The organism is Enterobacter cloacae complex sp. FDA-CDC-AR_0164, from assembly GCF_003071645.1.
Lineage (GTDB): Bacteria > Pseudomonadota > Gammaproteobacteria > Enterobacterales > Enterobacteriaceae > Enterobacter > Enterobacter ludwigii.
Genome location: NZ_CP028950.1, coordinates 4,220,302 through 4,246,985, shown reverse-complemented (window position 1 = coordinate 4,246,985; position 26,684 = coordinate 4,220,302). Strand labels below are relative to the sequence as shown.

Here is a 26,684-nt window from a genome sequence, read left to right as displayed (position 1 = left end):
ATGAGATTGTTATCAAGGCGTTAAGGTTAGATGACATCTTATCGCGGCAGGTGCGTGACCTGCCGCGTTTTGCTTAGTTTTTCAGCGCCTGGCTGAGGTCGGCAATCAGGTCTTTGGCATCTTCAATGCCCACGGACAGGCGAATCAGCTGCGGTACGATGCCGTTGGCCAGCCGCTGCTCAAGCGGAATCGAAGCATGAGTCATGCTGTAAGGCTGGCTGACCAGACTTTCCACGCCACCCAGGCTTTCTGCGAGGGTGAATAATTTCAGTTTGCGGATCACCTCTGTGGCCCGTTGCGCATCACCTTTCACCACCAGAGAAATCATGCCGCCCGGCAGCGCCATCTGCGTGCGGGCAAGCGAATATTGCGGGTGTGATTCCAGCCCCGGATAAAATACCTTTTCGACCTGCGGCTGTTGCTCCAGCCATTGCGCAATGGCCAGCGCGTTGGTGCTGTGTTTTTCTACCCGCAGCGACAGCGTACGAATACCGCGCAGCGTCAGGAAGCTGCTAAACGGATCCAGTACACCGCCGACTGCGTTCTGCAGGTAGGCAAGCTTGTCCGCCAGCGCGGCGTTATCCCCCACAACTGCCAGTCCGGCGACCACGTCCGAGTGACCATTCAGGTATTTGGTGGCAGAGTGCACGACGATGTCGAAACCCGTTTCCAGCGGGCGATGGATGACGGGCGATGCGAAGGTATTATCGGCCACGCTGATGACGTGATGACGACGGGCGATATCGGCGATAGCCGCCAGATCCGCCAGTTTAAGCAACGGATTGGTTGGCGTTTCAACCCATACCATTCGCGTATCCGGCCGGATGGCGGCTTCAAGACCGGCCAAATCGTTCGGCTTGACCCAGCTCACCTGCAGGCCGGTGCTACGTTTGCGCACGTTTTCAATCAGGCGCCAGGTTCCGCCGTAAACATCGTCAATGGCGACGATATGGCTGTCTTTGTCCAGCAGTTCAAGCACGGTAGAGATGGCGGCGAGGCCGGAAGCGAAGGCATAGCCGCGGGTCCCGCCTTCCAGTTCGGCGATGGCGGTTTCCAGCGCATGGCGGGTCGGGTTGCCGCTGCGCGAATATTCATAGCCGGTGTGCTCGCCGGGTGACGGTTGCGCAAACGTGGAGGTGGCGTAAATCGGGGGCATGACCGCGCCATGCCGATCGTTAAACTCACCGCTGTGTACGCTCAGGGTTGCCAGATTTTTCATCGTGTATTCCTTTATTGCTGAAGACGGTTGCGCCAGGCGGTAAGAACATCGCTGCGCGTAATCAGGCCCAGGAAGCGGTCATTGTCATTAATGACCGCCACCAGACCGCGATCGAAAATGGCGTTCAGGGCGCTTTCCGGGGCGTTTTTATCGAGGAACTCCACCTGACGGGTCATTGCCGCGGTCACGGGAAGCGAGAAGCGGTCGCCATCGCCACCGATATGGCGCAGAAGATCCCACTCGTCAATGATGCCCACGACCTGACCGTTCTCCAGAACCGGCAGCTGGGAGATATCATACAAACGCATCCGCGCCAGTACGGTGGAGAGGGTGTCATCTGGCGCGGCGGTGACGGTTGCGCCTTCATCGTGGCGCAGGGCAATGTAGTCGGAGAGATCGCCAGCCTGCGGCCGGGAGATCAAACCCTGCTGGCGCATCCAGTCATCGTTGAACATCTTTGAGAGATATTTGTTGCCACTGTCGCAGGCGAAGGTCACAACCCGTTTCGGGGTGGTCTGTGCCTGGCAATATTTCAGCGCAGCCGCCAGTAGGGTGCCGCTGGAGGAGCCTGCCAGGATACCTTCCGTTTTCAGCAGCTCGCGGGCGGTGGTGAAAGCCTCGCGATCGGTGATGCGCCAGGCACGATTCACCCCTTCGATGTGTGCCAGCGGAGGAATAAAGTCTTCACCAATCCCCTCAACCAGCCACGAGCCCGCATCCTGGTAGCGTCCCGTTTCTACCTGATCGGCCAGGACCGAACCGGCCGGGTCGGCCAGCACAAATTCAGTCTGCGGTGAGTGCTCAGCGAACCATGCCTGTAGCCCACCCAGCGTCCCGCCAGACCCCACGCCGACGACGATGGCGTCAATCTTACCGTCAAGCTGTTCATACAGTTCAGGCGCGGTGGTGGTGCGGTGCGCCAGCGGATTGGCTTCGTTATTAAACTGATCGATGTAATACGCCCCCGGCAGTTCATTCGCCAGACGTTGCGCGTAATCCTGATAGTAGGCAGGGTGGCCCTTATTGACATCGGAGCGGGTCAGTACCACCTGAGCCCCCAGTGCCCGCAGGTGGAAAATCTTCTCGCGGCTCATTTTGTCTGGCACCACCAGGATCAGCGAATAGCCTTTCTGCGCGGCGATCAAGGCCAGGCCAAGACCGGTATTTCCCGCCGTCGCCTCAATGATGGTACCGCCTGGCTGGAGCTGGCCGTTGCGCTCCGCTTCGTTAATCATCGACAGTGCAACGCGGTCTTTAATCGAACCGCCCGGGTTCTGGTTTTCCAGCTTCAGAAACAACGAGCAGAGACCGGTATCAAGCTTATGCAGCTGGATAAGCGGGGTGTGGCCAATCAGTTCGGTGACGGAGTGGTAAATCGTCATGGTGTTTTCCTTTCAGGAGGTCATGACAGGATGATAGGGCGGGGAAATTAACCCCTTAAAGAATCCTTCACTCCGTTTTAGAACAGAAAAGAATATAAATGCCGTTTTTGGATGGAGGGATAGCAAGACGTAAAGTGCTCTGGATGTGAGGATGGCTATATCAGTCAAAAATGCTGCAAAATTAACCGTTTTCATCAGGTGATGAACCGCTGATATGCACATGCCAGATAATCATTTCTGAAATTGGTCTAAATGCCTGCCGGCGCGAAAACCGCTATTTATTCCTGCAAGTTATAACAAATTCCTTTTTGTTCATTTAAAAGGTGATAACGCCTGTTTACTATCATTTGGACATCCATACTGCTAAACCGCCATGCGCGGGACGGATTACACATAAGAATGATTGTACTCAGCAATATTTCGAAGGTTTTTGACAACGGGAAGGTTGCACTCACTGCCGTTGATAACGTCAATTTGACGATAGAGCAGGGGCAGATATACGGCATTATCGGTTACAGCGGCGCGGGTAAAAGTACTCTTATTCGTTTGCTGAATGGACTGGAAAAACCCACTCGTGGCAGTGTGACCATCAACGGACAGGACATTTCTGCCGCAAAGGGCGAAGCACTGCGCCAGGCGCGTCTGAAGATCAGCATGGTCTTCCAGCACTTCAATCTGCTTTGGTCGCGCACGGTGAGTGAGAATATCGCGTTCTCAATGCAAATCGCCGGTGTGCCAAAAGCCAACATTAAGGCCCGCGTGGCTGAACTGGTCGATCTCGTTGGGCTGAAGGGTCGCGAGAACGCCTATCCCTCGCAGCTGAGCGGCGGGCAAAAACAGCGTGTGGGGATTGCGCGTGCATTGGCCAATAACCCCGACGTATTGCTTTGCGATGAAGCCACGTCAGCCCTCGACCCACAGACCACCGATCAGATCCTCGATCTGCTGCTGGACATTAACCGCCGCTTCAGGCTGACCATTGTGCTGATCACGCACGAGATGCACGTGGTGCGCAAAATTTGCGACCGCGTGGCGGTGATGGAGAACGGCAAAGTGGTGGAAGAGGGGGAGGTGCTGAGCGTCTTTACCCGTCCGCAGCAGCCTATCACTCAGCAGTTCGTCCGCCAGGTGAGCCAGTATGCCGAGGAAGAGACGTTTAATACGGAGCTGGCAGCTGACCTTGAAGGTAGCGTCATCAGGTTGACCTTTACGGGCCACAGCACCCATAAGCCGATCGTGGGCGAGCTGACTCTGCGCTACGGCCTGCCATTTAACATTCTGCACGGAAAAATGACCCAAACGGCCCACGGCGTATTTGGGCAACTCTGGGTACACGTCGTGGCATCGGATGAACAACTGAGCAATATCCTCGCCGACCTGAAGCACAGCGATATTGAAGGCGAGGTAATTAAACATGGCTGAGACGCTTTTTCCTCATCTGAAGTGGGAGCAACTCTGGGCGGCGACGCTGGAAACGCTGTACATGACTGCCCTTTCCGGCGTGGCAACCTTTGTTCTTGGGATCGTCCTTGGCCTGGCGCTGTTTTTAACCGCGCGCGGCGGGTTGTTCCACAATCGCGCGGTCTACAGCGTGATTTCAATTGTGGTGAACGTGTTTCGTTCTATCCCGTTCATCATTCTGATTGTGCTGTTGATCCCGTTCACGAAAACCCTTGTCGGCACCATTCTTGGCGCAAACGCGGCGCTGCCGGCTCTGATTGTCGGTGCGGCACCGTTCTACGCACGCCTGGTCGAAATTGCCCTGCGTGAAGTGGACAAGGGGGTTATTGAAGCCACGCGCTCAATGGGCGCACGGCTGAGCACCCTGGTGTTTCGGGTTTTACTGCCGGAGTCATCACCTGCACTGGTATCAGGTATTACGGTAACGCTGATTGCGCTGGTGAGTTACAGCGCCATGGCGGGGGTGATTGGCGCAGGCGGTTTGGGAAATCTGGCTTATCTGGAAGGATTCCAGCGCAACCATGGCGACGTCACGCTGGTGGCGACGGTGACCATTCTGATCATCGTTTTCATTATCCAGTTCTGCGGCGACGTCCTGACCTCACTGTTAGATAAACGATAATCTCTAATAACACACAGGAACCATCATCATGAAAAAAACACTGACACTGATCGCCGCAGCAACCCTGAGCGCCCTGAGCTTTGCCACCTGGGCTGATACCCTGACCGTGGGGGCATCCAACACGCCGCACGCCGAAATTCTGGAGCAGGCGAAGCCTATCCTGGCGAAGCAGGGTATCGATCTGGAGATCAAACCTTTCCAGGACTACATTCTGCCCAACACCGCGCTGGCGGGTCATGATATTGACGCTAACTATTTCCAGCATATTCCTTACCTGAACAGCGTGCTGAAAGATCACGCCGGTGATAAGGATTATGATTTTGTCAGCGCGGGCGCGATCCACATCGAGCCAATCGGGATCTATTCCAAAAAATACAAATCCCTGAAAGATCTGCCGCAGGGCGGCAAAATCATCATGCGTGATGCTGTATCTGAAGAGGGCCGCATTCTCTCTATCTTCGAAAAAGAGGGGGTGATCAAACTGAAGCCGGGCATCGACAAAGTGACCGCGCGTATCAGCGATATCGTGGAAAACCCGAAAAAACTGCAGTTCACGCCTAACGTGGAAGCCTCTCTGCTGCCACAGATGTACAACAACGACGAAGGTGACGCGGTCGTGATTAACGCCAACTACGCGATTGATGCGGGCCTTGATCCTGTACATGACCCGATTGCGGTAGAGAGTGGTGAAAATAACCCGTATGCCAATATCATTACCGTGCATCGTGGTGACGAGAAGAAGAAAGATATCGTCGCGCTGGTGAACGTTCTGCACTCCAAAGCGATCCAGGACTGGATCCGCACCAAATACAAAGGCGCAGTGATCCCGGTAAACAACTAATTTATTGATTTTACGAATGAAGCCCGGCGGGACTCTCGCCGGGCTTCTTTTTTGTATCCGGGCGATGAATCATTTAAGCTGAGAGTTTAGGGCAATGGAGTGATGACGATGGGTAATGTGACCAAAGACGAAGCGCTGTATCAGGAGATGTGTCGGGTGGTCGGGAAGGTCGTTCTGGAGATGCGTGATTTGGGGCAGGAGCCGAAGCATATTGTCATTGCGGGGGTGCTGCGTACGGCGCTGGCGAACCAGCGCGTAAAACGTAGTGAGTTAACCACCCAGGCGATGGAAACCGTGGTCAAAGCACTGGCCGGTTGAAGCGCCAGTGTTTCGCAAGCTGCTCAAGGGAGCAGCAGAGCAGGTAATAGACCACACCCGTAAAGATAAAAATGGCCGCCGGGTAAATTTGCACCCGGTTGTTCACCTGGCCGGCCACCGTGGTGAGCTCAGGGACATTCACAATAAACGCCAGCGACGTATCCTTCAGCAGGCTGATAAAAATCCCCACCAGTGACGGCAGAATATTGCGCAGCGCCTGCGGCAGCAGCACGCGCGACAGCGTTTGCCGGGTACTGAAACCCTGAGACAGGGCGGCCTCGTACTGCCCTGACGGTAAGGCGCTGAGTCCGGCCAGTACTGAATGCATAACCGAAGCCGTGGTAAACCAGGCCAGGGCCAGCGTGACGGTGAGCGCCCCCGGGAGATCGCCGCCGGTGATGAGCGGCAGCAGATACCACATCCAGAAAATCACAAAGATTAACGGGATCCCGCGAATTAACTCCGCCCATACAAAGAGCGCCTTGCGCACAAGCCCCGTAAAACGCCAGGCCAGGCACGCGAGAGCAATTCCACCGGGCAGGGCGAGAGCCGCCGCGCCCAGCGCCATCAGCAACGAGAGCAAGACCCCGCCAGGCTCACCGACTGCTGCACGTCCCCAGAGCAGGTAATCCAGGTTATCGGTAATGACATTAAGTCCGGCAAGCATGGTTTCCCCTCCCTGAGATTGGGCCGAGGCGCACCAGCACCGCCCCCATCAGCATACCGGTAAGCAGGTACAGGACGGTGCCGACGGTAAACGCCTCCAGCGCATGGGCGTTGTAGCTTTCAATCTGTCTCACCTGATAGGTCAGTTCGGCAAAGCCAATGCCGCTGGCGAGCGATGAGAGTTTCATCAGATTGAGATACTGCCCGACAACGGGTTGCCAGGCGTTGGCCAGCCCTTGCGGCAGAAGGATGTAACGAAACAAGCGCCACGCGGAAAATCCCTGTGCGAGCGCCGCTTCCCGTTGCCCGGCAGGGACTGAACGTAGTCCCGATGCCACTTCCTCAATCAAGAAAGCCGAGGTGAATACGCCTAACCCCCATGCAGAGCATAAAAACTCAGGGGTAAACCACCAGACGTCACCGGGTAAAACGGACCAGCGGTGATCCGCATTCACGGCATCCCGGAACGCCTGCGGTAACCCGTTCCAGGCGGCGAAATACCAGAACAGCAGTTGCACCAGCAGCGGCGTATTGCGAAACAGCGACACCCAGCTACTGACGACCGCGTTCCCGACACGTCCACCCGTCAGGCGCAGAAGCAGAAAAAGCAGCGTGAGCAGGGTTGCCAGCAGCATCCCCGCGAGCGTCACCCACAAGGTGGTGAGAAATCCGGATACGATCCACTGCAGGGGCTGTCCGGTCAGCACGCCCTGCCAGTCAAGTGCGGGCATTAGAGATGCTCCTGATGCAGCGGGTTCAGGACTTTTTGCAGGAATCGCTGAGCGCGTGGGTGCGACGGTTGCCTGAAAAATTGCTCCGGTGGCGCGGTTTCAAGAACGTGCCCGGCGTCGATAAACACAATCCGGTCGGCAATTTCCCGGGCAAATTGCATCTCATGCGTCACCACAATCATGGTGATCCCGCTGTGCGCAAGCGCCTTCATCACGAACAGCACTTCGCCAATCATCTCCGGGTCAAGCGCGGAGGTCGGCTCATCGAACAAAATGATTTGCGGTGAAGAGGCCAGCGCGCGGGCAATCGCCACGCGCTGTTGCTGACCGCCGGAAAGTTCGGCAGGGAAATGGTGTGCTTTTTCCAGCATCCCCACTTTTTCCAGCAGTGCCAGCGCCCGCGCCTGAGCTGGCTGGGCCTTCCAGCCGTGAACATGCTCCAGCGCCAGCGTGATGTTTTGACTGGCGGTGAGGTGGGCGTAAAGATTGAACTGCTGAAACACAAACCCGACGCGGCTGCGCAACTGACGCAGCGCGGTGCCGGAGAGCCGTCCGGTGGGTTTGTTATCGATCAGGATCTCGCCACCGCTCAGGGTTTCAAGCTGATTGATAAGCCGGATCAGGGTAGATTTACCGGAACCCGAAGGCCCGAGAATGGCCACCACTTCACCTGGCGTGATGGTGAGGTTAATGCCCTTTAAGACCTGATGGTTACCGTAATGTTTCTGCACATCGCGAAACTCGACGCTGGCGTGTTTCAGATGTGAAAAATCCGCGGCACCGGCCGCGGAGTATGGAAAAAGCGCTGAGAGCATATTACTGAGCTTCTATTTTAAAGGCACGAGGCTGTGGGGAGGGGGTATCCGGACCGAACCAGACGTCATAGATTTTTGCCGCCTGACCGTTCTTCTCAAGGTTAACAAGCTCGTCGTTGACGGCTTTCAGCAGAGCGGTTTCGCCTTTTTTTACCCCCACGCCAATCTCTTCTTTGCTGAGCAGATCGGGCAGGATTTTAAAGTTCGCCTTGTCCGGCGCCTGCGCCAGCAGACCGGCCAGAATCGTACTGTCCTGAGTGATAGCCTGCACGTTACCGTTGCGCAGGGCCGTCAGCGCCAGCGGAATATCGTCATAAGAGAGCACGCGGGCGTGCGGGAAACGCTGGTGCAGCGCCTGTTCACCCGTTGTGCCTTTTACCGCGCCAATGCGCGCCCGGCTATAGGCCTCAAGCGTATCGGCAGCTTTTACCGGTACCAGGAACTGCTGGCCGGTCACGAAATAGGGAAGGGAGAAATCAACCACCTGCGCCCGTTCCGGGGTAATGGTGATATCTGCCACAATCAAATCCGCTTTACCGGACTGCAGGAGGGGAATGCGGTTAGCGGGGTTGGTGGCGACCAGTTCAAGCTTCACGCCAAGCGCACTGGCAAGCGCTCTGGCGAAATCGACGTCGTAGCCGACAATCTCATGGGTCTTTGCATCGATGGAGCCAAACGGCGGATTGGCATCAAAGGTGGCAACTTTGACCACGCCTGCGGCTTTAATATCCGCCAGTTGATCGGCCTGCACCTGCATTGAGAACAGACCGCCTGCCGCCAGTAAGCCCAGCACCAGTGTCCTTTTTTTAAACCCTTTCGTGTTTGCTGCCATAGTGATTGTTCATCCCGTTGTTTTTGTTTTACCCCGTTACGCTCCCATAAGCGAAAGCTCTCGCCAAATAAGAAATCGTTCTTTGCTATTAGCAAAAAAGCATTAGTGAACAAGGTGTTAATGGTGAGTAAAAGAATGGAGGGCTATTTGCAAATCCTGCACATCGACAGTGGATTTTGGTATTTCCCCTGTGCGGGGGTTGGGTGTTTAACTTAGGGCAAGTGAAGCGAGAGGGGGAAAGACGATGAAAAAGTGGATAAACACGTTACGGCGGTTTTTTGCGACCCGACCAGCGAATGCGGAGAACAGCGCGCAACGTGTTCTTGAGTCCGTACTGCCTGTCGCCAGCCTGTATGGCGTAGACGTTGCCAACATTGATCCGGAGTGGTTCCATGATAAAACGTCACGCTGAACTGCGCCGCACGCGCGAAATGTACTGGAATGAGCTGTGCGAAATTTTGTTCTGACAACGGTTAACTGCTAATGTCGGCAGGATGAATCTCCTGACCCGTTAACGGAATGAATAACACTCTTTTCAGGCGCACGGTTATTGTCTGGCTGCTGGTGTGCCTCATCAGCGGCGTTTTGCTCTATGCCGAACAGATCCGCCGCCAGTTCTGGGAACGCGATCGTGAGTTTTCGACACGCTATTCCACCCTTAGCGCCGTACTGACGCAAAATGAATCTGTTTTGCCGTTACTCAACGGCGAGGAAGACCTCGCGGCCCTGCGCAAAAAATTCCCGCACATCCTCGCCCTTGAGAAAACCTCAGGCCGTGCGCTGAACGCCGCCCGTGTGGAATCGACCCGCGATTGTCAGTACTGGCTGTATAACCCCTGGCGTCAGATCCGCGTACTTATCGATCTTGCGCCGCTGCTCCGCACCCAACATACCTTTGACGCACTTGCCATTCGCTTCAATGACGCAGATAACGCGCCCCCTGCCGGGGCTTTCTGGCACTGGCAGCGGACCTTCACGCAACCCACACAACCTTTTACCCTTATGGCCACGGCAAAGCCGCACTGGCTGGCCGTCTCCTGGTGGGTATATCCGTTCCTGTTCTTCGGCTGGGCAGTGCTTATCGCCGCGGCCAGCCTGCTGCTCTGGCAACGGCGGCAGCGCCAGCACGCCGAACAGCGCGCACACTATTACCAGCATGCAAGGCTCAACACCCTGGGAGAGATCACCGCTGGGATCGTGCATGAGATTAACCAGCCGCTGACTGCCGTTCAGACCTGGATTCAGGGTGCTCAGCGCCAACAACTGCAGGCGAATCCGCAGGCCGTATCGCAGGCGCTGGCTGCCGCGCTGGTACAAACCCAGCGTATCAGCGCGCTCTTAACCCGCTTTCGCGAACATGTGGTTCAGGAAAAAGTCACCTTGCGCGACATCGACCTGAAACCGTGCTGGCAGCAGGTGGTCGATCTCCTGGAACATGAACGCCGCTCTGAGCATATCTCGGTGAGCCATGCGTTCGCGGCAGGTGCCACGCGGGTTCTGGCAGACCGACTCTGGCTTGAACAGGTGCTGCATAATCTGCTCAGTAATGCCATTCAGGCCCAGCAAGAGTGCGCGCAAGGGTGGGTGAAAATAACCAGCGAGAAACGGGAAAACTGGATTTATATCACCCTCACCGATGGCGGACCTGGCTTTAGCCCGGAGGCCTTGCAGAACGCCTTTATGCCGTTTTACAGCGGACGGACGGAAGGAATAGGGCTGGGAATGACGTTAACGGAGTCGTTGATGACGCGCATGAACGGAGCAATTACGCTGGGCAATGCGCCCCAGGGCGGGGCGCAGGTCCGGTTACAACTGGCGAGTGGAGAGGTAAATAGGCGTGGATAACACAGTCTGGCTGATTGATGACGATGAATCCATCCGTGAGTCGCTGGCCTTCTTACTCTCGGGAATGGGCTGGCAGGTCAATGGGTTTGAAAGCGTGGACGCGTTTACGTCAGCGCACGGTGGGCGCGCGGCGCTCGTCGGCTGTCTGCTGCTGGATATGCGCATGCCGGGAAAAGGCGGGCTGACCTGGCTGGAGGAGGGCAAATGGCCCTGGCCGCTGCTGCCGGTTATCGTCATGACCGGACACGGCACCGTTGATGCCTGCCGCCGCGCCTTTCGCAATGGCGTCTTTGAGTTTTTCACCAAGCCGCTGGATGCCGATAAGCTCATTGAAACGGTGGGGCTCGCCTTCGAAGAGAGCCAGAGACGACTGACCCGCTGGCAGGAAACGTCGCGGATTAAAGCGCGTTTCGAACAACTGACGGCGCGTGAGCACGAGGTGCTGGCGGTGCTGATGGAAGGACGCAGCAATAAAGAGGTGGCCCTGCAGTTGAACCTCTCGCCCAGAACGGTTGAAGCGCACCGGGCCGCGGCGTTCGCCAAGCTTGGCGTGACCAGCCTGGTGCAGGCAATCCGCGATTACGACAAATTACAATCCGTATAACTACCAGGATAATTGCGTAATCAACCGAATTACGCCTCATCGCGCGTCTGAGTACGATTGAACGGTATTCAATCATTCGAGGACGTGCGATGAAAAAAGTAATGATGGCAGCCGCGCTTGTCGCCGGTAGCGTAAGCCTGACGGCACAGGCCGACGCATTGAACCAGAAAAACCTCTCCCTGGCGCAGGCCAACGCGCTGGCGACCTCCGCCATTCAGGCCTGCGTAGCGAAAAACTACCAGGTGACGGTCACCGTGGTGGACCGCGCCGGTGTGGTCAAAGCGGTGCAGCGGACCGACAATGCCGGGCCACACACGGTAAAAGCCAGCGAAATGAAAGCCTATACCGCGCTGAGTGCAAAAAATGCGTCAGGCAAGGTTATGGAAGCCGCGCAGAGCAATGCCGGCGCACAAAACATGCGTGATATTCCGGGCTTCCTGCTGCTGGCCGGTGGTCTGCCGGTGAAAGAGGGGGATGAGGTGATCGGCGCAATAGGGATCGGCGGTGCGCCGGGTGGTCATCTGGATGAAGCGTGCGCGCAGGCGGCGATTGACGGGCTGAAGAAATAATATAAAAAAGCACCGGGTTTTCCGGTGCTTTATCATCAGATCTTGCAGGCATCACCGCAGTCGTCATCGGCGATAATCGACTGCGCTTTTTTATCAGCGTCGTCGAGACGTTCCGCGTTACGCTCTTCAGCTTCATCCAGCCCGTTAAAGACCAAGTTTTCGAGATCAATTTCCATATGGCACCTGCTTTGTTCGGTTTTTGATACTGGCACAGTATAGGGCAAAAAGAGCCGGCAATGTACCGCGCAGCACATAACGATAATCCCTGCCATACTCAGTGCTTTATCGCTGAGGAGAGCTCATGATTACACTGTGTAAAACCTGCGGTACCTCTTATGACGCAACGCCGGCGCGATGCCCTGTATGCGAGGATGAACGCCAGTATGTTCCGGCCAGCGGCCAGGCGTGGAGTGATTTTGCGACGGTGACGACCACACACAGCAATAAATGGCAGCAGCTTGAGCCGCAGTTGCTCAGCATCAAAACGGTGCCCGCTTTTGCCATCAACCAGCGCGCGCTGCTTCTGCGTACCCCCCACGGCAATATCCTTTGGGATTGCATTGCGAATCTCGACCCGGCAACCAGAACCGTCATCACGGCGCTCGGCGGCATCAGCGCGATCGCGATTTCACATCCTCACTACTACACCACGATGCAGGAGTGGGCCGGGGCTTTCGATGCGCCGGTTTACCTGCACGCGAACGATCGCGAGTGGGTTATGCGCGACAGTCCGATGCTCCACTTCTGGCAGGGCGATACGCTGGACATTTTCCCCGCGGTAACGTTATTACGTCTCGGAGGACATTTCGCTGGCGGAACGGTGCTGCACTGGCAGGAGGGTGGTGGTGTCTTGCTGGCAGGCGATATTCTACAGGTCACGCCGGGCAAAGATGCCGTCTCGTTTATGTGGAGCTATCCGAATATGCTGCCGTTGCCCGCCCGCAGCGTCGAAGACGTGACCGGGCGGCTGGTGGGGAAAAAATTCGCTCGCCTGTACGGCGCTTTTGAAGGGCAAAATATCCTGGCGAATGCGGATGAGATTGTGCAGCGGTCGGGCCAGAAATATATTGCTTGTCTGAAGTAAAGTCCGGTGGGTAAACTTTACTTGTGTGATCCCGATCATACCTAAACTAAAACAGATAAAAGAGAAATTGCTATGCAACATATTATTGAAGGTTTTCTCAGCTTTCAAAAAGAGATTTTCCCGCAACGTAAAGAGCTCTTCCGCAGTTTAGCGTCCAGCCAGAATCCCAAAGCGCTGTTCATCTCATGCTCTGACAGCCGTCTGGTCCCAGAACTGGTCACTCAGCAAGAGCCAGGACAACTCTTTGTCATTCGTAATGCTGGCAATATCGTGCCACCGTTCGGCCCTGAGCCAGGCGGTGTCTCCGCAACGATTGAATACGCGGTTGTCGCGCTGGGCGTGACCGATATTGTTATCTGCGGCCACTCCAACTGTGGGGCGATGAAAGCCATTGCCGACAATGCGGACCTCGAACCTATGCCGGCGGTTTCTCACTGGTTACGCTATTCCGATGCGGCAAAAGCGGTGGTTGAGAAGAAAACCTGGGATAAGCCAATAGATAAAGTGAATGCGATGGTGCAGGAAAACGTGTTTGCGCAGCTGAGCAACATTAAGACTCACCCGTCAGTGGCGGTGGGCCTGCGCAACAACGCCATCCGTCTTCACGGCTGGGTGTATGACATTGAAAGCGGCAAAATTCTTGCACTGGATAAAGAGACGAAAACCTTCGTCTCTTTATCCGATAACCCGCAGGTTTACTTCGAGTAATCCCGCGTTGCAGGGCACGGATGCCCTGTCAGTCATCACTGTACGGTAATTTCCTTCTTGAACCCGATGCGGTTTTCTCTGCGGCTTTTGCCATCGCCTCTGCTATCTCTGCACATTCCGCCAGTCCCTGAACAAAAGGGTGATCGTGCATCAGCCACGGGATTGCGCCAAATGCAATGCGTCCGCGAAGCGTTTCCGGCGCTTTTAACGTGTAATCCTCGCCAATATCCGGGATCTCATCGCCCGTCGCCTGTAGCTGTTTGCGCAGCGTCGGGAAGGGCAGATCTTTTGTTTTAAGCGGCTTTTGCCCGCGGGCATCAATAAAGACGTCGAAACGGTAGGTCGTCTCTTTAGTGGCGATCACCGTCTGCGCGCTGCCAATATCCAGCGTGTAATCATCACCCAGCGCCACAACGCTAATGATGCCGGCCTCACGAAGCGCGAGAAGCCTGCGAATGGACTGCGGGGGAATGGCGGCATAGTTGTCGATAAAGACGCGTGCCAGCCCGTTTTTAAAGCGTTCAGCGTCCTTTTCGGTAAGATGAGGAACCATCTCCTGAACCACTTCATGCAGCCGAAGCACGGTGTAGCGCCAGGCCACCGTGCGCCGGTCACGTTTGTTCCGCTCGACCTCATTCAGGTTCTCTTCAGCCCAGGTAAACGGACCGTGCTGTTTTCGATCCTCAAACCACGCTTCGCGAAGGCTGTCCGCCGTCTGCATGCGCAGCGATATTTTCTCACACCAGGCCGGGTCGGCGAGTTCAAGCTCTTTCACCATCAGGGCGAAAATGCGGTCAAGCAGACCGTCTGATCCTTTGGCGATTTCGGCTTCGAGTACCGATTCGGTTAATACCGACAGCGGTTCGTACGGAATAGGACAGTAAAAATCGGCCTCTGGCAGAATCCCGGTCCTGGACATGAGTACAATTTTTAACGCTTCACTTCCTTTATCGAGGAGGAATGTGTCGTCGCGAAACTCACCGTGCTGCATGACCACGGCCATCGCCGCGTCCAGCCCGCTTAAGGATGTTCCCATAATACCGACGCGGCAGGGGCGGATGCGGGCATCCATCAACCCTGACCACGGGCTTGGGAAATACGCGCGCGTGGCTTCCTCTTCTTCTGGCCAGACATGCCCGGTGGCGATCACGGCGAGATCGAATCGTTCCGGAAACGGCGTGTCATTGACCGAAAGCGTCACGCCGGAGGAGGACGGGGCAACATCGGTGACGGTGGCAGACGTGTGGATCTCAACCTGAAATCCCCGCCTCTTAGCTTCCTGGACTATCGTCTGGAAACTGTCGCGAAAATACTCGCCCAGCAGAATACGGGGCAAAAACTGTCTGTCATGCAAGGTGGCTTTATCAACCTTAAAGCGCGCCAGATGGGCTTCACTCTGGCGCTTAAGCCAGTCGAGGTAGGTCATAAAAAGGGGCGGGATTTCAATGCTGGCAATGTTCGCCAGCATCAGGCGAGAGTTATCGTCGTCGTTGTAGGGCATTCCCACGCCAGCTTCGTCTGCCTGTTCAAAAACGGAGACAGAGAGCGGCGACGCGTTCTTAAGAAGAGAATAAAAGGTGTAAATCCCTGTAGGGCCGGAGCCGATAATGGCGATTTTCTTCATCGACAGTCTTCCTGTTTTTTTTTCATAAGAAAAGCGTAGCAGGAGAATAATGATGAAATTGGGGTATTAAGAAAAATCAGGCATTAAGAAGAGGATTTGCACCATTTCAGGACTGAAATGGTGCGTCCGAGTGGACTCGAACCACCGACCCCCACCATGTCAAGGTGGTGCTCTAACCAACTGAGCTACGGACGCAGAATGGTGCGTTCAATTGGACTCGAACCAACGACCCCCACCATGTCAAGGTGGTGCTCTAACCAACTGAGCTATGAACGCAACGTGTTGTCGGTGACAACGGGGACGAATATTAGCGGCACAGCATCGTTGAGGCAAGAGGGAAAATGCATTTTTCTCTCTGATTTCACACGATTGCTTTATTACCGCGCAAAGTGAAGAGAAAGTAGCCGCCAGCTGGCGGCTACTGCGTATTTAACGTGCAGCGCGTTGCAATATTACCGAGGATGACTGGCGTTGCAGGAAGCGCATGCGCAGCATCATCATAATTGCCGCAGAGGTTAAGCCGATGATAAAGCCCATCCAGAATCCTGCCGGCCCCATGCGGTCAACCACCAGATCGGTAAGCGCCAGGATATAACCACACGGCAGACCCAGCACCCAGTAAGCGATGAAGGTGATAAAGAAGATCGAACGCGTATCTTTATACCCACGCAGTACGCCGCTGCCAATCACCTGTATGGAGTCGGAGATCTGGTACACCGCGGCAAGCAGCATCAGATGGGAGGCCAGGGCCACCACTTCCGGGTTGTCGTTGTAAAGCAGGGCAATTTGCTCACGCAGCGTGATGGTAAACAGTGCCGTACAGATGGCCATACAGACACCGACGCCAAGCCCCGTGCGGGCCGCCGTTTGCGCATCCAGCGTCGAACCTTGCCCCAGACGAAAGCCCACGCGAATGGTCACCGCTGCGGCCAGCGACATCGGCAATACGAACATCAGGGAACTGAAGTTCAGCGCAATCTGGTGACCGGCTACGTTCACAATGCCGAGCGGAGAAACCAGCAGGGCGACCACGGCAAACAGCGTCACTTCAAAGAACAGCGCCAGTGCAATCGGCAGGCCTAACTGCACCAGACGCGTCATGATGTTCCAGTCCGGCGTGCTGAACGAACGTTCATTGCGGATATCGCGCATTGAACGGGCACGTTTCACATAGGAGATCATACTGAAGAACATCACCCAATAGACGGCAGCCGTCGCCACGCCGCAGCCGACGCCGCCGAGCTCCGGCATACCGAAGTGACCATAGATGAAGATGTAGTTCACCGGAATATTCACCAGCAAGCCGATAAAGCCCATTACCATTCCGGGCTTGGTTTTCGCCAGGCCTTCACACTGGTTACGCGCGACCTGGAAGAACAGATAGCCAGGCGCACCCCACAGCAGGGCTCGCAGATAGCCGACGGCTTTGTCAGCCAGAGCCGGGTCAATATTATGCATGGCACGGATGATATGACCGGCATTCCACAGCACAACCATTATCAGCACGGAGACAAACCCTGCCAGCCAGAACCCTTGTCGAACCTGATGGGCAATACGTTCACGTCGCCCTGAGCCATTTAGCTGAGCGATAACCGGGGTGAGGGCGAGCAGCAGGCCGTGGCCAAACAGGATGGCAGGAAGCCAGATCGAGGTGCCTATTGCCACGGCGGCCATATCGGTGGCGCTGTAGCCACCCGCCATTACCGTATCCACAAATCCCATTGCGGTCTGGGCCACTTGCGCGATGATCACTGGTATAGCCAGTGCCAATAACTGGCGCGCTTCATTCATGTACTTCTGCACGTGAACACCTTTATATTCTAGTTATTTGAGAGACTAAAAAGGCCGCCGTAACTGGCAGCAAGAAGAAAATGCAGGGGGGTGCCAGCTATTGTAGCGGGGTTTAGCTATTTATCTAGTGAAAAAATCGCCACAAAATGCGCTCCGCTGGCAACCTGTTTTTCCAACTGTTATTGTGGTGGGATTAAACGGTGTCACCACCGTCCGGAAAAAACAGGAGTTGTAAGCATGTTTACTGGTATTGTGCAGGGCACCGCCAAAGTGGTGTCCATTGATGAAAAACCTAATTTCCGAACTCATGTGGTTGAGCTTCCGGAATATATGCTTGATGGCATTGAAACTGGCGCCTCGATTGCACATAACGGCTGTTGCCTGACGGTAACCGAAATTAACGGTAACCAGATTAGCTTTGATTTAATGAAAGAGACGCTGCGCATCACCAACCTGGGCGAGCTGGTGGTGGGGGATACCGTAAACGTAGAGCGTGCGGCCAGGTTCAGCGATGAGATTGGCGGCCATCTGATGTCAGGCCATATTATGACCACCGCGGAAGTGGCGAAGATTGTCACCTCGGAAAATAACCGTCAAATCTGGTTTAAAGTGCAGGATCCTTCATTAATGAAATACATCCTGTATAAAGGATTTATTGGTATTGACGGGATTAGCCTGACGGTTGGGGAAGTGACGCCGACCCGTTTCTGCGTGCATTTAATTCCTGAAACTCTCCAGCGTACAACCCTGGGTGCGAAAAAACTGGGGCATCGGGTTAATATCGAAATCGATCCGCAGACTCAGGCGGTTGTGGATACCGTTGAGCGGCTGTTGGCGGCAAAAGAAGCCGCAATAATAAAGACCGCAGAAGAAGAATAAAATGAACCCCGGATATCCGGGGTTTTTTTTAGCGTGCGACCCGCAAACCGTGTTCTATCCCTCGGCTGAAAACAACCTGCCAAAGTTGAATATCACGCGCGCGAAAGGCGCCTGCGCAGGCATTGAGATAATAGCTGAACATCCGTTTAAACCGTTCAGAATAGTTGTCCGCAATTTCTGGCCAGGCTTCCTGGAAACGTGAATGCCATGCCATCAACGTGGTGTCATAATCCGCGCCAAAGTTATGCCAGTCTTCCATAATGAAATGAGGTTCACTGGCGTTAGCAATCTGGCGAACGGACGGCAAACAGCCATTCGGAAAGATGTATTTGTTGATCCACGGATCGACGTTATTGTCGGTGCGCTTAGAACCAATGGTGTGCAGCAGGAAGATGCCGTCAGGTTTCAAGTTACGGTCCACCACGCTGAAGTAGGTGTCATAGTTTTTCGGCCCCACGTGTTCGAACATGCCGACGGAGACTATGCGATCAAACTGCTCGTTCAGGTCGCGATAATCCTGAAGGCGAATATCCACATCAAGGCCCTGGCAGCGCTCCCGTGCCATTTTTTGCTGTTCAGCTGAAATGGTCACACCGACCACGCTGGCACCATAATGCTTCGCCATAAAATAGGCCAGACCACCCCATCCACAGCCGATATCCAGCACACGCATGCCCGGCTGTAGCTGCAGTTTTTCACAAATCAGACGCAGCTTAGCCTGCTGTGCTTCTTCAAGGGTTGAGGCCTCTTTCCAGTAGGCGCAGGAATATTGCATGAAAGGATCGAGCATGCGGCTGAACAGGTCATTACCGAGGTCGTAATGCTCCTTGCCGACGATCCACGCCCGTTTTTTGCTTTGCAGATTAAACAGCCGGGCGGAGGCGACACGTAATGTATCTTTCAGATTACGGGGGAGTTGGTTTTCCAGACCGGCGCGTAACACGCTGGAGAAAAACATATCCAGCCGTTCACACTCCCACCAGCCGTCCATATAACTTTCCCCCAGGCCTAACGATCCCTCCCGCAATACGCGTTTAAAAAAGTCGGGATGCTTAACCTGTGGATCGGATGGCGAAGATCCATTAATAGTGATGCCTGCGCGACCTAACAGTTCACTGACGATCCGGGACCAGTTATCGTCCGGAACGCTGACTTCTTCTATACACGATGAACTCATAGCTTCTCCATCACCTTACTGTGATCAGAACCTTCAAACAGCGTAGACGCTTTTTATGGTTTGTGAGAAATCTCACGGTATTTCCCCGTGAGGCTAGTATCCGACGTAGAACAGAGGAAGGGAGATAACCCTTGCCGAAATGCCTTCCATGGTAAAACGGGAGCGCTCCGGCTCCCGTTAACACTTAATATTTATCGTATTTAATCGAACCAAATTTAGTATAGGCCTCAAAATTTGGTGATTCAATAGAAAATTCTTAGCAACCTAATCACTGATATTTAACATAATTTCTGGCGCGATTATGCATGCGAGGTTTTCACCTCTGCGCGGTCATCCTGCTCACGTTGTGCCGCAGACTGCATACGGTATCCCAGAAGGGCCAGCGCAACCGTAACCAGCATGACGCTGGTGGTGGTCAGGAGCGGCGTGGCAATCAGCGCAGAGACCACCAGGCTTGCCAGGAAGCACAGACCCAGCTGCAGGGTATTCTGAAGCGCGGCCGCACGACCTGTTGCCTGTGGGAACGGACGTAATGCCTGGGCTACCACGACAGGGTAAATCGCACCGTTCGCCACGGCCATCACGCAGAAGGGAATCAGAATTTCTGCCAGACCTGCGCCCGGGATAAAGCCCACAGCCCAGGTGGCGATCACGCTCAGCGCGTAGAGTACCAGCAGCCAGGGCAGCATCTGCTGGCCTTCCCATTTTTGCAGCGCCGCGCGACAGCCATAGCCCCCGACCAGAAACGCGATGGTCTGCGGGACATAGCTCAGACCGATGGCGGCCGGGCTGTAACCCATATCGTGAAGAATGAACGGCGAACCGGTCAGCCACGCGAAGAAACTCGCCGAGCAGGCGGCATAAATCAGGACATTACCGCGGTACGCTTTGGTGCTCAGCAGAGAGGTAAAGGTCACCGGTGTCGTGCCAGCAGGCGTCTCTTTCTTATGTGCTGCCTTGAGTGTGAATGCCGGGATCATCAGGACCAGCGTGATGGCAAACAGCGTAGCGAAAATGGCCTGCCAGTCGAAATGCGCCAGGATCCAGCTCCCGAGCAGCGGGGCGAGGGCAGGCGAAAGCCCTACCAGCGGCATAATGGTGGCGAAAATGCGGTTTGTCCGGTTGGCCGGATAGTAGTCGGTGACCAGCGCCTGCCAGGTCACCGCAGCAGCACAGACGCCAACGGCCTGCACGAAGCGCAGTACCAGCAGCCAGGTTGCATCGCGCACCCATAACATTCCCAGACAGCCGACGGCAAAGATAGCCAGCCCCAGCAACAGCACCGGTTTACGACCAAAGCGGTCAGAGAGAGGCCCCCAGAGCAGCTGCGCGAAGGCAAAGCCCGCGAGGAATAAACTCAGGCTAGCGCTGATGGCTGCCGCCGGGGTCTGTAAATCTTCCTGCATTGCGGCGAAGGCAGGCAGGTACATATCGGTGGCTAAAAAGCCCAGCACGCTTAAACCACCGAGCCAGACTAAAAATCCTTTCCTGGGTTGCATTGTTTTTTCTCCTGAGGGAGGCAGGTCTATGTTTGCGCAGAGTGTAGGGAGTGCAAAGCAGCTTGTGAAACGCTAATATTTGGCGAGTGCATTCAAAATTTTTGCAGGCAGAAAATGTGGTCAGATTATTCTCTTGAAGTGGTCGATGCTGTTGCGCGCAACGGCAGCTTTAGCGGTGCAGCGCAGGAGTTGCACCGCGTCCCCTCAGCAATCAGCTATACGGTGCGTCAGCTTGAGGAATGGCTGGCCGTTCCGCTGTTTGAACGGCGTCACCGTGATGTGGAATTAACGCCCGCCGGGGCATGGTTTTTGAAAGAAGGGCGTTCTGTTATCAAAAAAATGCAGATCACCCGCGAACAGTGTCAGCAGATCGCTAACGGCTGGCGAGGACATCTTTCCATTGCCGTGGATAACATCGTAAAACCGGAACGTACCCGGCAAATGATTGTCGATTTCTATCGCCATTTCTCGGATGTCGAATTGCGGGTATCCCAGGAAGTGTTTAACGGCGTCTGGGATGCGCTGGCGGATGGCAGGGCAGAGATGGCGATCGGTGCCACGCAGGCGATTCCGGTTGGGGGACGCTTTGCCTTTCGCGACATGGGCATGCTCAACTGGAAATGTGTGGTGGCAAGCGATCATCCGCTGGCTACCCTGGACGGGCCGCTCAGCGACGAAACGCTCCGTAACTGGCCCTCGCTGGTGCTGGAAGATACCTCGCGTTCGTTGCCCAAACGCATTACCTGGCTGCTGGATAACCAGCGACGGGTGGTTGCGCCGGACTGGGAATCCTCAGCAACATGCCTCAGCGCAGGGCTGTGCGTTGCCATGGTCCCTGGCCATTTTGCGCGACCCCGAATCGACACCGGTGAATGGGTTGAACTGACGCTGGAAAATCCTTTTCCGGATGCGGCCTGTTGCCTCACCTGGCAACAAAATGATGTGTCGCCCGCGATGGCCTGGCTTCTGGATTACCTGGGAGACAGTGAGACGCTTAACCGGGAATGGCTACGGGAGCCAGTATAACTGGCCCCGTAAAAGATTAACGACGATAGTCGCGGAACGGACCATCCGCAACGGAACGGCGTTCGATAAGACGCGGGTGAACTTCAATGGACTGAGACTCTTCACGCTTGTTGACGATCCTGTCCATCAGCATATTGAAGGCCGTTTCACCCAGCGAGTCTTTTGGCTGGTGGATGGTGGTCAGCGCCGGGGTAAAGAAGCGCGCGTTGCGCACGTTGTCATACCCGATCACGGAAATGTCCTGCGGCACGCGCAAACCCAGTTCATCGGCGGCACAGAGAGCACCCATCGCCATAATGTCACCGCCACAGAAAACGGCTGTCGGGCGATGCGACTGGGAGACAATCTGCTGCATTGCGCGGTAACCGGATTCAGGTTCAAAGTCACCCTGCACGATCCAGTTTTCCGGCACGGTAATCAGCGCCTCTTCCATTGCTTTCATAAACCCGGCCAGACGTCCGGCACCGGTGTTGCGCTCCAGTGGACCCGGGATCACACCAATCTCACGGTGACCGCGTTCAATCAGATAACGGCCTGCCATATAGCCGCCTTCAAACGCGTTATCGATGACGGAGTCGGTGAAGTCTGCACGTGCTTCGCCCCAGTCCATGACTACCATAGGAATATGGCGGTACTCTTCCAGCATGGAAAGCACGGACTCCGGATACTCTGAACACATCACCAGCAGGCCATCCACACGCTTTTGCGCCATCATGGAGAGATAAGCGCGCTGTTTTTCAATGCTGTTCCACGCGTTGCCCAGAATCAGGGTATAGCCTTTCTGGAAGCAGTTTTTCTCGACCGCTTCAATTATCTCGGCAAAATAGGCCGCTTCACTGCTGGTTGCCAGCAAACCAATGGATTTGGTGTGATTAACTTTGAGGCTGCGCGCCACCGCACTCGGTGAATAGTGTAATTCTTTGATTGCCGCCCAGACGGCGTTGCGCGTCTCTTCCGCCACAAAGCGGGTTTTGTTAATTACATGTGATACGGTTGTAGTGGAAACGTTTGCGCGTTTTGCTACGTCTTTAATTGTTGCCATTAAATGTCACTCCAGACCATATCCTAAACTCCTGAAAAACTTGAAGGTAAACGTTTGCCTTCTCTCACCCTTATCACGCAATCTTGAATTGCGGCACGCCGGGAAAACGACACAGGACGTCAGGAGGGGGTCAATGGCCGGTACGCTAATAAATTTAGCGTGGAATTTTGTCCTATCTTGATGAAAAGGGGAAGAGCTAAAGTGGTTATCAGTTTAAATCCAGGAAGATTTTTGAACTAAACTGTGTAAAAATGAGCAGGCTCACTTTTCGTGGGGAGATTAAAAGGAGAAAAATTGATGAGCTACGATCTGAAGTTTTCGCTGGTGACCACCGTTATTGTACTGGCTCTGATTGTTGCGGCGGGTCTGACGGCTGCATTGCACTGATTTACACGGAGGGAGAGCTCTCTCCCTCTCAGTTTTCCTGATTGTTACGTCTGCGGCAAAAATCTTTTGCCAATTTGTTAACTTCTCATTTTTTGTGATTGATGTCATGCTTTCGGCTTCTTTGTTCTGTGTCACGACATGACACGGCATCCGGAGTTGACGCATGAAAATCAATTTTCCCCTGCTTGCCCTGGCGATTGGCGCTTTTGGGATTGGCACCACTGAATTCTCCCCGATGGGGTTACTGCCTGTTATCGCCCGGGGCGTGGATGTTTCTATCCCGGCGGCCGGGATGCTCATCAGCGCCTACGCCATTGGCGTGATGGTGGGGGCACCGCTCATGACGCTTCTGCTTTCACACCGCGCGCGCCGCAATGCGCTGATTTTCCTGATGGCGATATTTACGCTGGGCAACGTGCTCTCCGCGATTGCTCCGGATTACACCACCCTGATGTTGTCCCGCATTCTGACCAGTCTTAACCACGGCGCGTTCTTTGGGCTGGGATCGGTTGTGGCCGCAAGCGTAGTGCCAAAACACAAGCAGGCGAGTGCCGTGGCAACCATGTTTATGGGTCTGACGATTGCCAACATTGGCGGTGTACCTGCCGCAACCTGGCTGGGTGAGGCGATCGGCTGGCGCATGTCGTTCCTGGCGACGGCCGTGCTGGGTGTTATCGCCATGGTGGCGTTGTACTTCTCCTTGCCGAAAGGCAGCGCTGGTGAACGTCCTGATGTCCGCAAAGAGCTGTCGGTACTGATGCGCCCGCAGGTGCTCTCCGCGCTGTTGACCACCGTACTGGGGGCGGGCGCCATGTTTACCCTGTACACCTATATTTCACCGGTGTTGCACGATATCACCCACGCGACGCCTCTCTTTGTGACCGCGATGCTGGTGCTGATTGGTGTCGGGTTCTCTATAGGCAACTATCTCGGCGGGAAATTCGCCGATCGTTCCGTGAGCGGGACGCTGAAAGGCTTTTTAACGCTGCTGATTGTCATCATGATCGCCATTCCGTGGCTGGCGCGTAATGAAGTCGGGGCGGCGATGGCGATGGTTGTCTGGGGGGCTGCGACCTTTGCCGTGGTTCCGCCGCTGCAGATGCGCGTGATGCGCGTTGCCCATGAGGCACCGGGTCTCTCGTCGTCGGTCAATATTGGCGCGTTTAACCTTGGCAATGCGCTCGGTGCCGCTGCCGGTGGTGCCGTCATTTCTGGCGGCCTGGGATACAGCTTTGTGCCGGTGATGGGGGCGATAATTGCCGCACTCGGCCTGCTGTTAGTGATGATGTCTGGCCGTAAACAGCCGGAAGCAGCGTGCGCTGCTGAATAATTAAAAAACGCAGAAGGGCAACCCCTTCTGCGTGTCTCTTACGCGGCGAAGTTCTTCGCCACAAACGCCCAGTTAACCAGTGCCCAGAAGTGCTCCAGGTAGTTCGGACGCGCGTTACGGTAATCAATGTAATAAGCGTGTTCCCAGACGTCCACGGTCATCAGCGGCGTCGCGCTGGTGGTCAGTGGCGTACCCGCGTTCGAGGTGGAAACGATAGCCAGTTTGCCATCCGCGTCTTTCACCAGCCACGTCCAGCCAGAACCGAAGTTCTTGACTGCAGCATCCGTAAACTTCGCTTTAAAATCAGCAAAGCTACCAAATGCCGCGTTAATCGCGCCAGCCAGTTCACCCGTAGGTTCGCCGCCTGCATTCGGTGCCAGGCAGTTCCAGTAGAAGGTGTGGTTCCACACCTGAGCGGCATTGTTAAAGACACCGCCCTCTGAACTGCGGACGATCTCTTCCAGCGTTTTGCCTTCAAAATCGGTGCCCTTGATCAGGTTGTTCAGATTGGTGACGTACGTCTGGTGATGTTTGCCGTAGTGATACTCCAGGGTTTCCGCAGAAATGTGCGGGGCCAGGGCGTCTTTTGCATATGGTAGTGCAGGTAATTCGAACGACATTGCTTCTCTCCTTATTGTTTTTTATGTTGCCAATAACCACACAGACAACAGGGACAGAATAGCAAATTGAAAGGGTATGCAAAAGAGGAACTTACCCTGCCACGGCTGTGGCAGGGCAGGGGTTAGCGAATGGTTTTTGGCGTCATCACGCGGCGTGCGCCGACATAGTGACGTACCCAGTAGTCTTCACTGAGAGAGGTTATCTGGATGTCCTGGCCGCTACGTGGGGACTGGATAAATTTCCCGTTGCCTACATATACGCCAACGTGGTCAGCCGTGCCGCGCCCCTGAGTGCGGAAGAAGACGAGATCGCCATTCTCCAGTTCACCGCGGTTGACCGGTGACGCGTCGCGCAGGTGATACATCTCATTGGCGGTACGTGGAATTCGGAACTTCACCAGATCTTTATAGGCGTAATAGACGAGGCCGCTGCAGTCGAAACCGGTACGCGGTGAGCTGCCGCCCCAGCGATAGGGTTTGCCGATCTGCCCCATCAGTTTATTCAACGCCGTTTTTTGCGCTTTCTGCACGCGAACCTTATGCACTTCCGCTATTTTCGTGACCTTCGTGCATTTCGCTTTATGACCTTTGCGGGGGATGCATTTTTCCGTCACGAGATTAGCAGCAGTTTGCGAGGCTTTACTTTTGGTTGCGTGGGCAGTGCGGGAAGGTTTTGTTTTCGTCTTGCTGGAGGCGGTCTTTTTAGTCTGGGTGGTGGTCTTTTTCTTGTCGTTCTTGCTGGTGGTTTTTTTCTTACGGTCTGTGGTTTTGGCCAGATGCGTTTTTTGTACAGCAGAGTGCCGCGCCTGTTGAGAGGCGTTCGCCACTGGCGTGAAAGTGAGTGTTGTAAACAGTAAAGCACAGAGCGTGATCGAGATTTTATTTATCCGCGCCACTGGGCAGTCCCCTGATAAATGCAGGTCATCAATAATACCCGCGAATGATTTACAAAGCCCGTCGATTCTAATCTATAAAAACACGATAAGTTAATAGCATTTTTCAATCTACAATCCTGTTTCGTTAGCAAGTGCAAAAAAATTCATCAATCTGTCGCACTATTGTTCACTCCCTAAACAAAACCCTGAGTGCCGCAGGGTTAAACACCATTTGCAATGCAACTTTTCATCACTCGCGGTAAAATAAGAAAGACGTGACAAAAATGTTATTTTCCGATGGCAGTCTGAACCGCTACAATGACAGACGAATGCCGTAACAGAAGTTAAAGGAAGCAAGACATGAGCACCACTATTGAAAAAATCCAGCGCCAGATCGCTGAAAACCCGATTCTGCTGTATATGAAAGGTTCTCCGAAGCTGCCAAGCTGTGGCTTCTCCGCGCAAGCGGTTCAGGCGCTGTCTGCCTGTGGTGAGCGTTTTGCTTACGTTGATATCCTGCAGAACCCGGACATCCGCGCTGAGCTGCCTAAATACGCTAACTGGCCGACGTTCCCACAGCTGTGGGTAGACGGTGAGCTGGTCGGCGGTTGCGATATCCTGATCGAAATGTATCAGCGCGGTGAACTGCAGCAGCTGATCAAAGAAACGGCTGCGAAGTACAAAACGGAAGAGCCAGACGCGGAGTAAGTTATCTGCGAAGACAAAAAAGCGACCTC

The 26,684-nt window shown here is 54.8% G+C and carries 29 protein-coding genes and 2 tRNA genes; 15 read left to right on the top strand and 16 right to left on the bottom strand.

Features of this window, described 5'->3' with window-relative positions:
- Positions 1 to 73: 73 nt before the first annotated feature.
- A complete protein-coding gene (locus AM410_RS20935; protein ID WP_108648414.1) occupies positions 74 to 1,219 on the bottom strand; it encodes a trans-sulfuration enzyme family protein in 1,146 nt (381 codons plus the stop codon).
- An 11-nt stretch (positions 1,220 to 1,230) separates the two neighbouring features.
- Positions 1,231 to 2,601: a pyridoxal-phosphate dependent enzyme gene (locus tag AM410_RS20930; protein ID WP_014169746.1), complete on the bottom strand. Its 1,371-nt coding sequence runs from the start codon at positions 2,599 to 2,601 to the stop codon at positions 1,231 to 1,233.
- Between the two features lie 399 nt (positions 2,602 to 3,000).
- On the opposite strand from AM410_RS20930, the gene AM410_RS20925 reads away from it, so the two are divergent.
- From AM410_RS20925 to fumD, 4 genes are all read left to right on the top strand, one after another.
- Entirely contained in the window at positions 3,001 to 4,023 is a 1,023-nt protein-coding gene (locus tag AM410_RS20925; protein WP_020884357.1) for a methionine ABC transporter ATP-binding protein, read from the top strand.
- Positions 4,016 to 4,684, top strand: a complete 669-nt coding sequence (locus AM410_RS20920) for a methionine ABC transporter permease (RefSeq protein WP_025204366.1) — start codon at positions 4,016 to 4,018, stop codon at positions 4,682 to 4,684. Before AM410_RS20925 ends, AM410_RS20920 begins: the two co-directional genes overlap by 8 nt.
- Before the next feature lie 28 nt (positions 4,685 to 4,712).
- Positions 4,713 to 5,525 carry a MetQ/NlpA family ABC transporter substrate-binding protein gene (locus AM410_RS20915; RefSeq protein ID WP_014169750.1) on the top strand — a complete coding sequence of 271 codons (813 nt, stop codon included), beginning with the start codon at positions 4,713 to 4,715 and terminating at the stop codon, positions 5,523 to 5,525.
- Positions 5,526 to 5,633: 108 nt separating this feature from the next.
- A complete protein-coding gene (fumD, locus tag AM410_RS20910) occupies positions 5,634 to 5,843 on the top strand; it encodes a fumarate hydratase FumD (RefSeq protein ID WP_014831602.1) in 210 nt (69 codons plus the stop codon).
- Here fumD and AM410_RS20905 read toward each other — a convergent pair.
- From AM410_RS20905 to AM410_RS20890, 4 genes are read right to left on the bottom strand one after another with little or no spacing between them, the layout of a single operon-like run.
- Complete coding sequence (locus AM410_RS20905) at positions 5,824 to 6,510, bottom strand: amino acid ABC transporter permease (protein WP_108648412.1); 687 nt, start codon at positions 6,508 to 6,510, stop codon at positions 5,824 to 5,826. The genes fumD and AM410_RS20905 overlap by 20 nt on opposite strands.
- On the bottom strand, positions 6,494 to 7,240 hold the full coding sequence (locus AM410_RS20900; RefSeq protein WP_108648409.1) for an amino acid ABC transporter permease: 747 nt from the start codon (positions 7,238 to 7,240) through the stop codon (positions 6,494 to 6,496). The genes AM410_RS20905 and AM410_RS20900 overlap by 17 nt, the downstream gene beginning before the upstream one ends.
- Positions 7,240 to 8,055: an amino acid ABC transporter ATP-binding protein gene (locus AM410_RS20895; protein WP_108648407.1), complete on the bottom strand. Its 816-nt coding sequence runs from the start codon at positions 8,053 to 8,055 to the stop codon at positions 7,240 to 7,242. The genes AM410_RS20900 and AM410_RS20895 overlap by 1 nt, the downstream gene beginning before the upstream one ends.
- A 1-nt stretch (position 8,056) precedes the next feature.
- Positions 8,057 to 8,887: an ABC transporter substrate-binding protein gene (locus AM410_RS20890; RefSeq protein ID WP_020884352.1), complete on the bottom strand. Its 831-nt coding sequence runs from the start codon at positions 8,885 to 8,887 to the stop codon at positions 8,057 to 8,059.
- A gap of 244 nt (positions 8,888 to 9,131) precedes the next feature.
- Between AM410_RS20890 and AM410_RS24010 the strand changes: the two genes are divergently transcribed.
- The 4 genes from AM410_RS24010 (at position 9,132) to AM410_RS20875 (ending at position 11,905) form a co-directional block, all read left to right on the top strand.
- A complete protein-coding gene (locus tag AM410_RS24010; protein WP_014169756.1) occupies positions 9,132 to 9,299 on the top strand; it encodes a hypothetical protein in 168 nt (55 codons plus the stop codon).
- A 107-nt stretch (positions 9,300 to 9,406) separates the two neighbouring features.
- Complete coding sequence (locus tag AM410_RS20885; RefSeq protein ID WP_108648405.1) at positions 9,407 to 10,732, top strand: sensor histidine kinase; 1,326 nt, start codon at positions 9,407 to 9,409, stop codon at positions 10,730 to 10,732.
- Positions 10,725 to 11,336, top strand: a complete 612-nt coding sequence (locus AM410_RS20880; RefSeq protein ID WP_014169758.1) for a response regulator transcription factor — start codon at positions 10,725 to 10,727, stop codon at positions 11,334 to 11,336. The genes AM410_RS20885 and AM410_RS20880 overlap by 8 nt, the downstream gene beginning before the upstream one ends.
- 89 nt (positions 11,337 to 11,425) lie before the next feature.
- Positions 11,426 to 11,905: a GlcG/HbpS family heme-binding protein gene (locus AM410_RS20875; protein WP_020884350.1), complete on the top strand. Its 480-nt coding sequence runs from the start codon at positions 11,426 to 11,428 to the stop codon at positions 11,903 to 11,905.
- A gap of 35 nt (positions 11,906 to 11,940) precedes the next feature.
- Here the strand turns inward: AM410_RS20875 and AM410_RS20870 are convergent, their stop codons facing one another.
- A complete protein-coding gene (locus AM410_RS20870) occupies positions 11,941 to 12,081 on the bottom strand; it encodes a hypothetical protein (RefSeq protein WP_020884349.1) in 141 nt (46 codons plus the stop codon).
- 125 nt (positions 12,082 to 12,206) lie between these two features.
- On the opposite strand from AM410_RS20870, the gene AM410_RS20865 reads away from it, so the two are divergent.
- Together AM410_RS20865 and AM410_RS20860 are read left to right on the top strand one after the other, a co-directional pair.
- The gene (locus tag AM410_RS20865) at positions 12,207 to 12,989 is read left to right on the top strand and encodes an MBL fold metallo-hydrolase (RefSeq protein WP_108648403.1); all 783 of its coding nucleotides are present in this window, start codon (positions 12,207 to 12,209) and stop codon (positions 12,987 to 12,989) included.
- Positions 12,990 to 13,061: 72 nt separating this feature from the next.
- A complete protein-coding gene (locus AM410_RS20860) occupies positions 13,062 to 13,697 on the top strand; it encodes a carbonic anhydrase (RefSeq protein WP_014169762.1) in 636 nt (211 codons plus the stop codon).
- A gap of 28 nt (positions 13,698 to 13,725) precedes the next feature.
- Here the strand turns inward: AM410_RS20860 and AM410_RS20855 are convergent, their stop codons facing one another.
- From AM410_RS20855 to mdtK, 4 genes are all read right to left on the bottom strand, one after another.
- Entirely contained in the window at positions 13,726 to 15,321 is a 1,596-nt protein-coding gene (locus AM410_RS20855; RefSeq protein ID WP_108648401.1) for an FAD-NAD(P)-binding protein, read from the bottom strand.
- Positions 15,322 to 15,439: 118 nt separating this feature from the next.
- A tRNA-Val gene (locus AM410_RS20850) sits at positions 15,440 to 15,516 on the bottom strand.
- Positions 15,517 to 15,520: 4 nt separating this feature from the next.
- Positions 15,521 to 15,597 (bottom strand) — tRNA-Val (locus tag AM410_RS20845).
- A 153-nt stretch (positions 15,598 to 15,750) separates the two neighbouring features.
- On the bottom strand, positions 15,751 to 17,124 hold the full coding sequence (gene mdtK / locus AM410_RS20840; RefSeq protein ID WP_014169764.1) for an MdtK family multidrug efflux MATE transporter: 1,374 nt from the start codon (positions 17,122 to 17,124) through the stop codon (positions 15,751 to 15,753).
- A gap of 225 nt (positions 17,125 to 17,349) precedes the next feature.
- Between mdtK and AM410_RS20835 the strand changes: the two genes are divergently transcribed.
- Positions 17,350 to 17,991, top strand: coding sequence for a riboflavin synthase (locus tag AM410_RS20835; RefSeq protein WP_020884345.1), 642 nt, complete (start codon positions 17,350 to 17,352; stop codon positions 17,989 to 17,991).
- A 28-nt stretch (positions 17,992 to 18,019) separates the two neighbouring features.
- Here the strand turns inward: AM410_RS20835 and cfa are convergent, their stop codons facing one another.
- The gene (gene cfa / locus AM410_RS20830) at positions 18,020 to 19,168 is read right to left on the bottom strand and encodes a cyclopropane fatty acyl phospholipid synthase (protein WP_014169766.1); all 1,149 of its coding nucleotides are present in this window, start codon (positions 19,166 to 19,168) and stop codon (positions 18,020 to 18,022) included.
- A gap of 299 nt (positions 19,169 to 19,467) precedes the next feature.
- The gene (gene punC, locus AM410_RS20825) at positions 19,468 to 20,667 is read right to left on the bottom strand and encodes a purine nucleoside transporter PunC (RefSeq protein ID WP_108648399.1); all 1,200 of its coding nucleotides are present in this window, start codon (positions 20,665 to 20,667) and stop codon (positions 19,468 to 19,470) included.
- A 114-nt stretch (positions 20,668 to 20,781) separates the two neighbouring features.
- On the opposite strand from punC, the gene punR reads away from it, so the two are divergent.
- Complete coding sequence (gene punR / locus AM410_RS20820) at positions 20,782 to 21,693, top strand: DNA-binding transcriptional activator PunR (RefSeq protein WP_108648397.1); 912 nt, start codon at positions 20,782 to 20,784, stop codon at positions 21,691 to 21,693.
- A gap of 16 nt (positions 21,694 to 21,709) precedes the next feature.
- Here the strand turns inward: punR and purR are convergent, their stop codons facing one another.
- Complete coding sequence (gene purR, locus AM410_RS20815) at positions 21,710 to 22,735, bottom strand: HTH-type transcriptional repressor PurR (RefSeq protein WP_014169769.1); 1,026 nt, start codon at positions 22,733 to 22,735, stop codon at positions 21,710 to 21,712.
- 297 nt (positions 22,736 to 23,032) lie between these two features.
- Between purR and cydH the strand changes: the two genes are divergently transcribed.
- Both cydH and AM410_RS20800 read left to right on the top strand, forming a co-directional pair.
- Positions 23,033 to 23,122, top strand: a complete 90-nt coding sequence (cydH, locus tag AM410_RS20805) for a cytochrome bd-I oxidase subunit CydH (RefSeq protein ID WP_032670423.1) — start codon at positions 23,033 to 23,035, stop codon at positions 23,120 to 23,122.
- Positions 23,123 to 23,285: 163 nt separating this feature from the next.
- Positions 23,286 to 24,452, top strand: a complete 1,167-nt coding sequence (locus tag AM410_RS20800; protein WP_014169771.1) for an MFS transporter — start codon at positions 23,286 to 23,288, stop codon at positions 24,450 to 24,452.
- Positions 24,453 to 24,490: 38 nt separating this feature from the next.
- On the opposite strand, the gene sodB is transcribed toward AM410_RS20800, so the two are convergent.
- Positions 24,491 to 25,072, bottom strand: a complete 582-nt coding sequence (gene sodB, locus AM410_RS20795; protein WP_108648395.1) for a superoxide dismutase [Fe] — start codon at positions 25,070 to 25,072, stop codon at positions 24,491 to 24,493.
- A gap of 122 nt (positions 25,073 to 25,194) precedes the next feature.
- On the bottom strand, positions 25,195 to 25,968 hold the full coding sequence (locus AM410_RS20790) for a C40 family peptidase (RefSeq protein ID WP_014169773.1): 774 nt from the start codon (positions 25,966 to 25,968) through the stop codon (positions 25,195 to 25,197).
- A gap of 339 nt (positions 25,969 to 26,307) precedes the next feature.
- Here AM410_RS20790 and grxD point away from each other — a divergent pair, with 339 nt between their 5' ends.
- Positions 26,308 to 26,655 carry a monothiol glutaredoxin 4 gene (gene grxD, locus AM410_RS20785; RefSeq protein WP_003832760.1) on the top strand — a complete coding sequence of 116 codons (348 nt, stop codon included), beginning with the start codon at positions 26,308 to 26,310 and terminating at the stop codon, positions 26,653 to 26,655.
- Positions 26,656 to 26,684 lie beyond the last annotated feature (29 nt).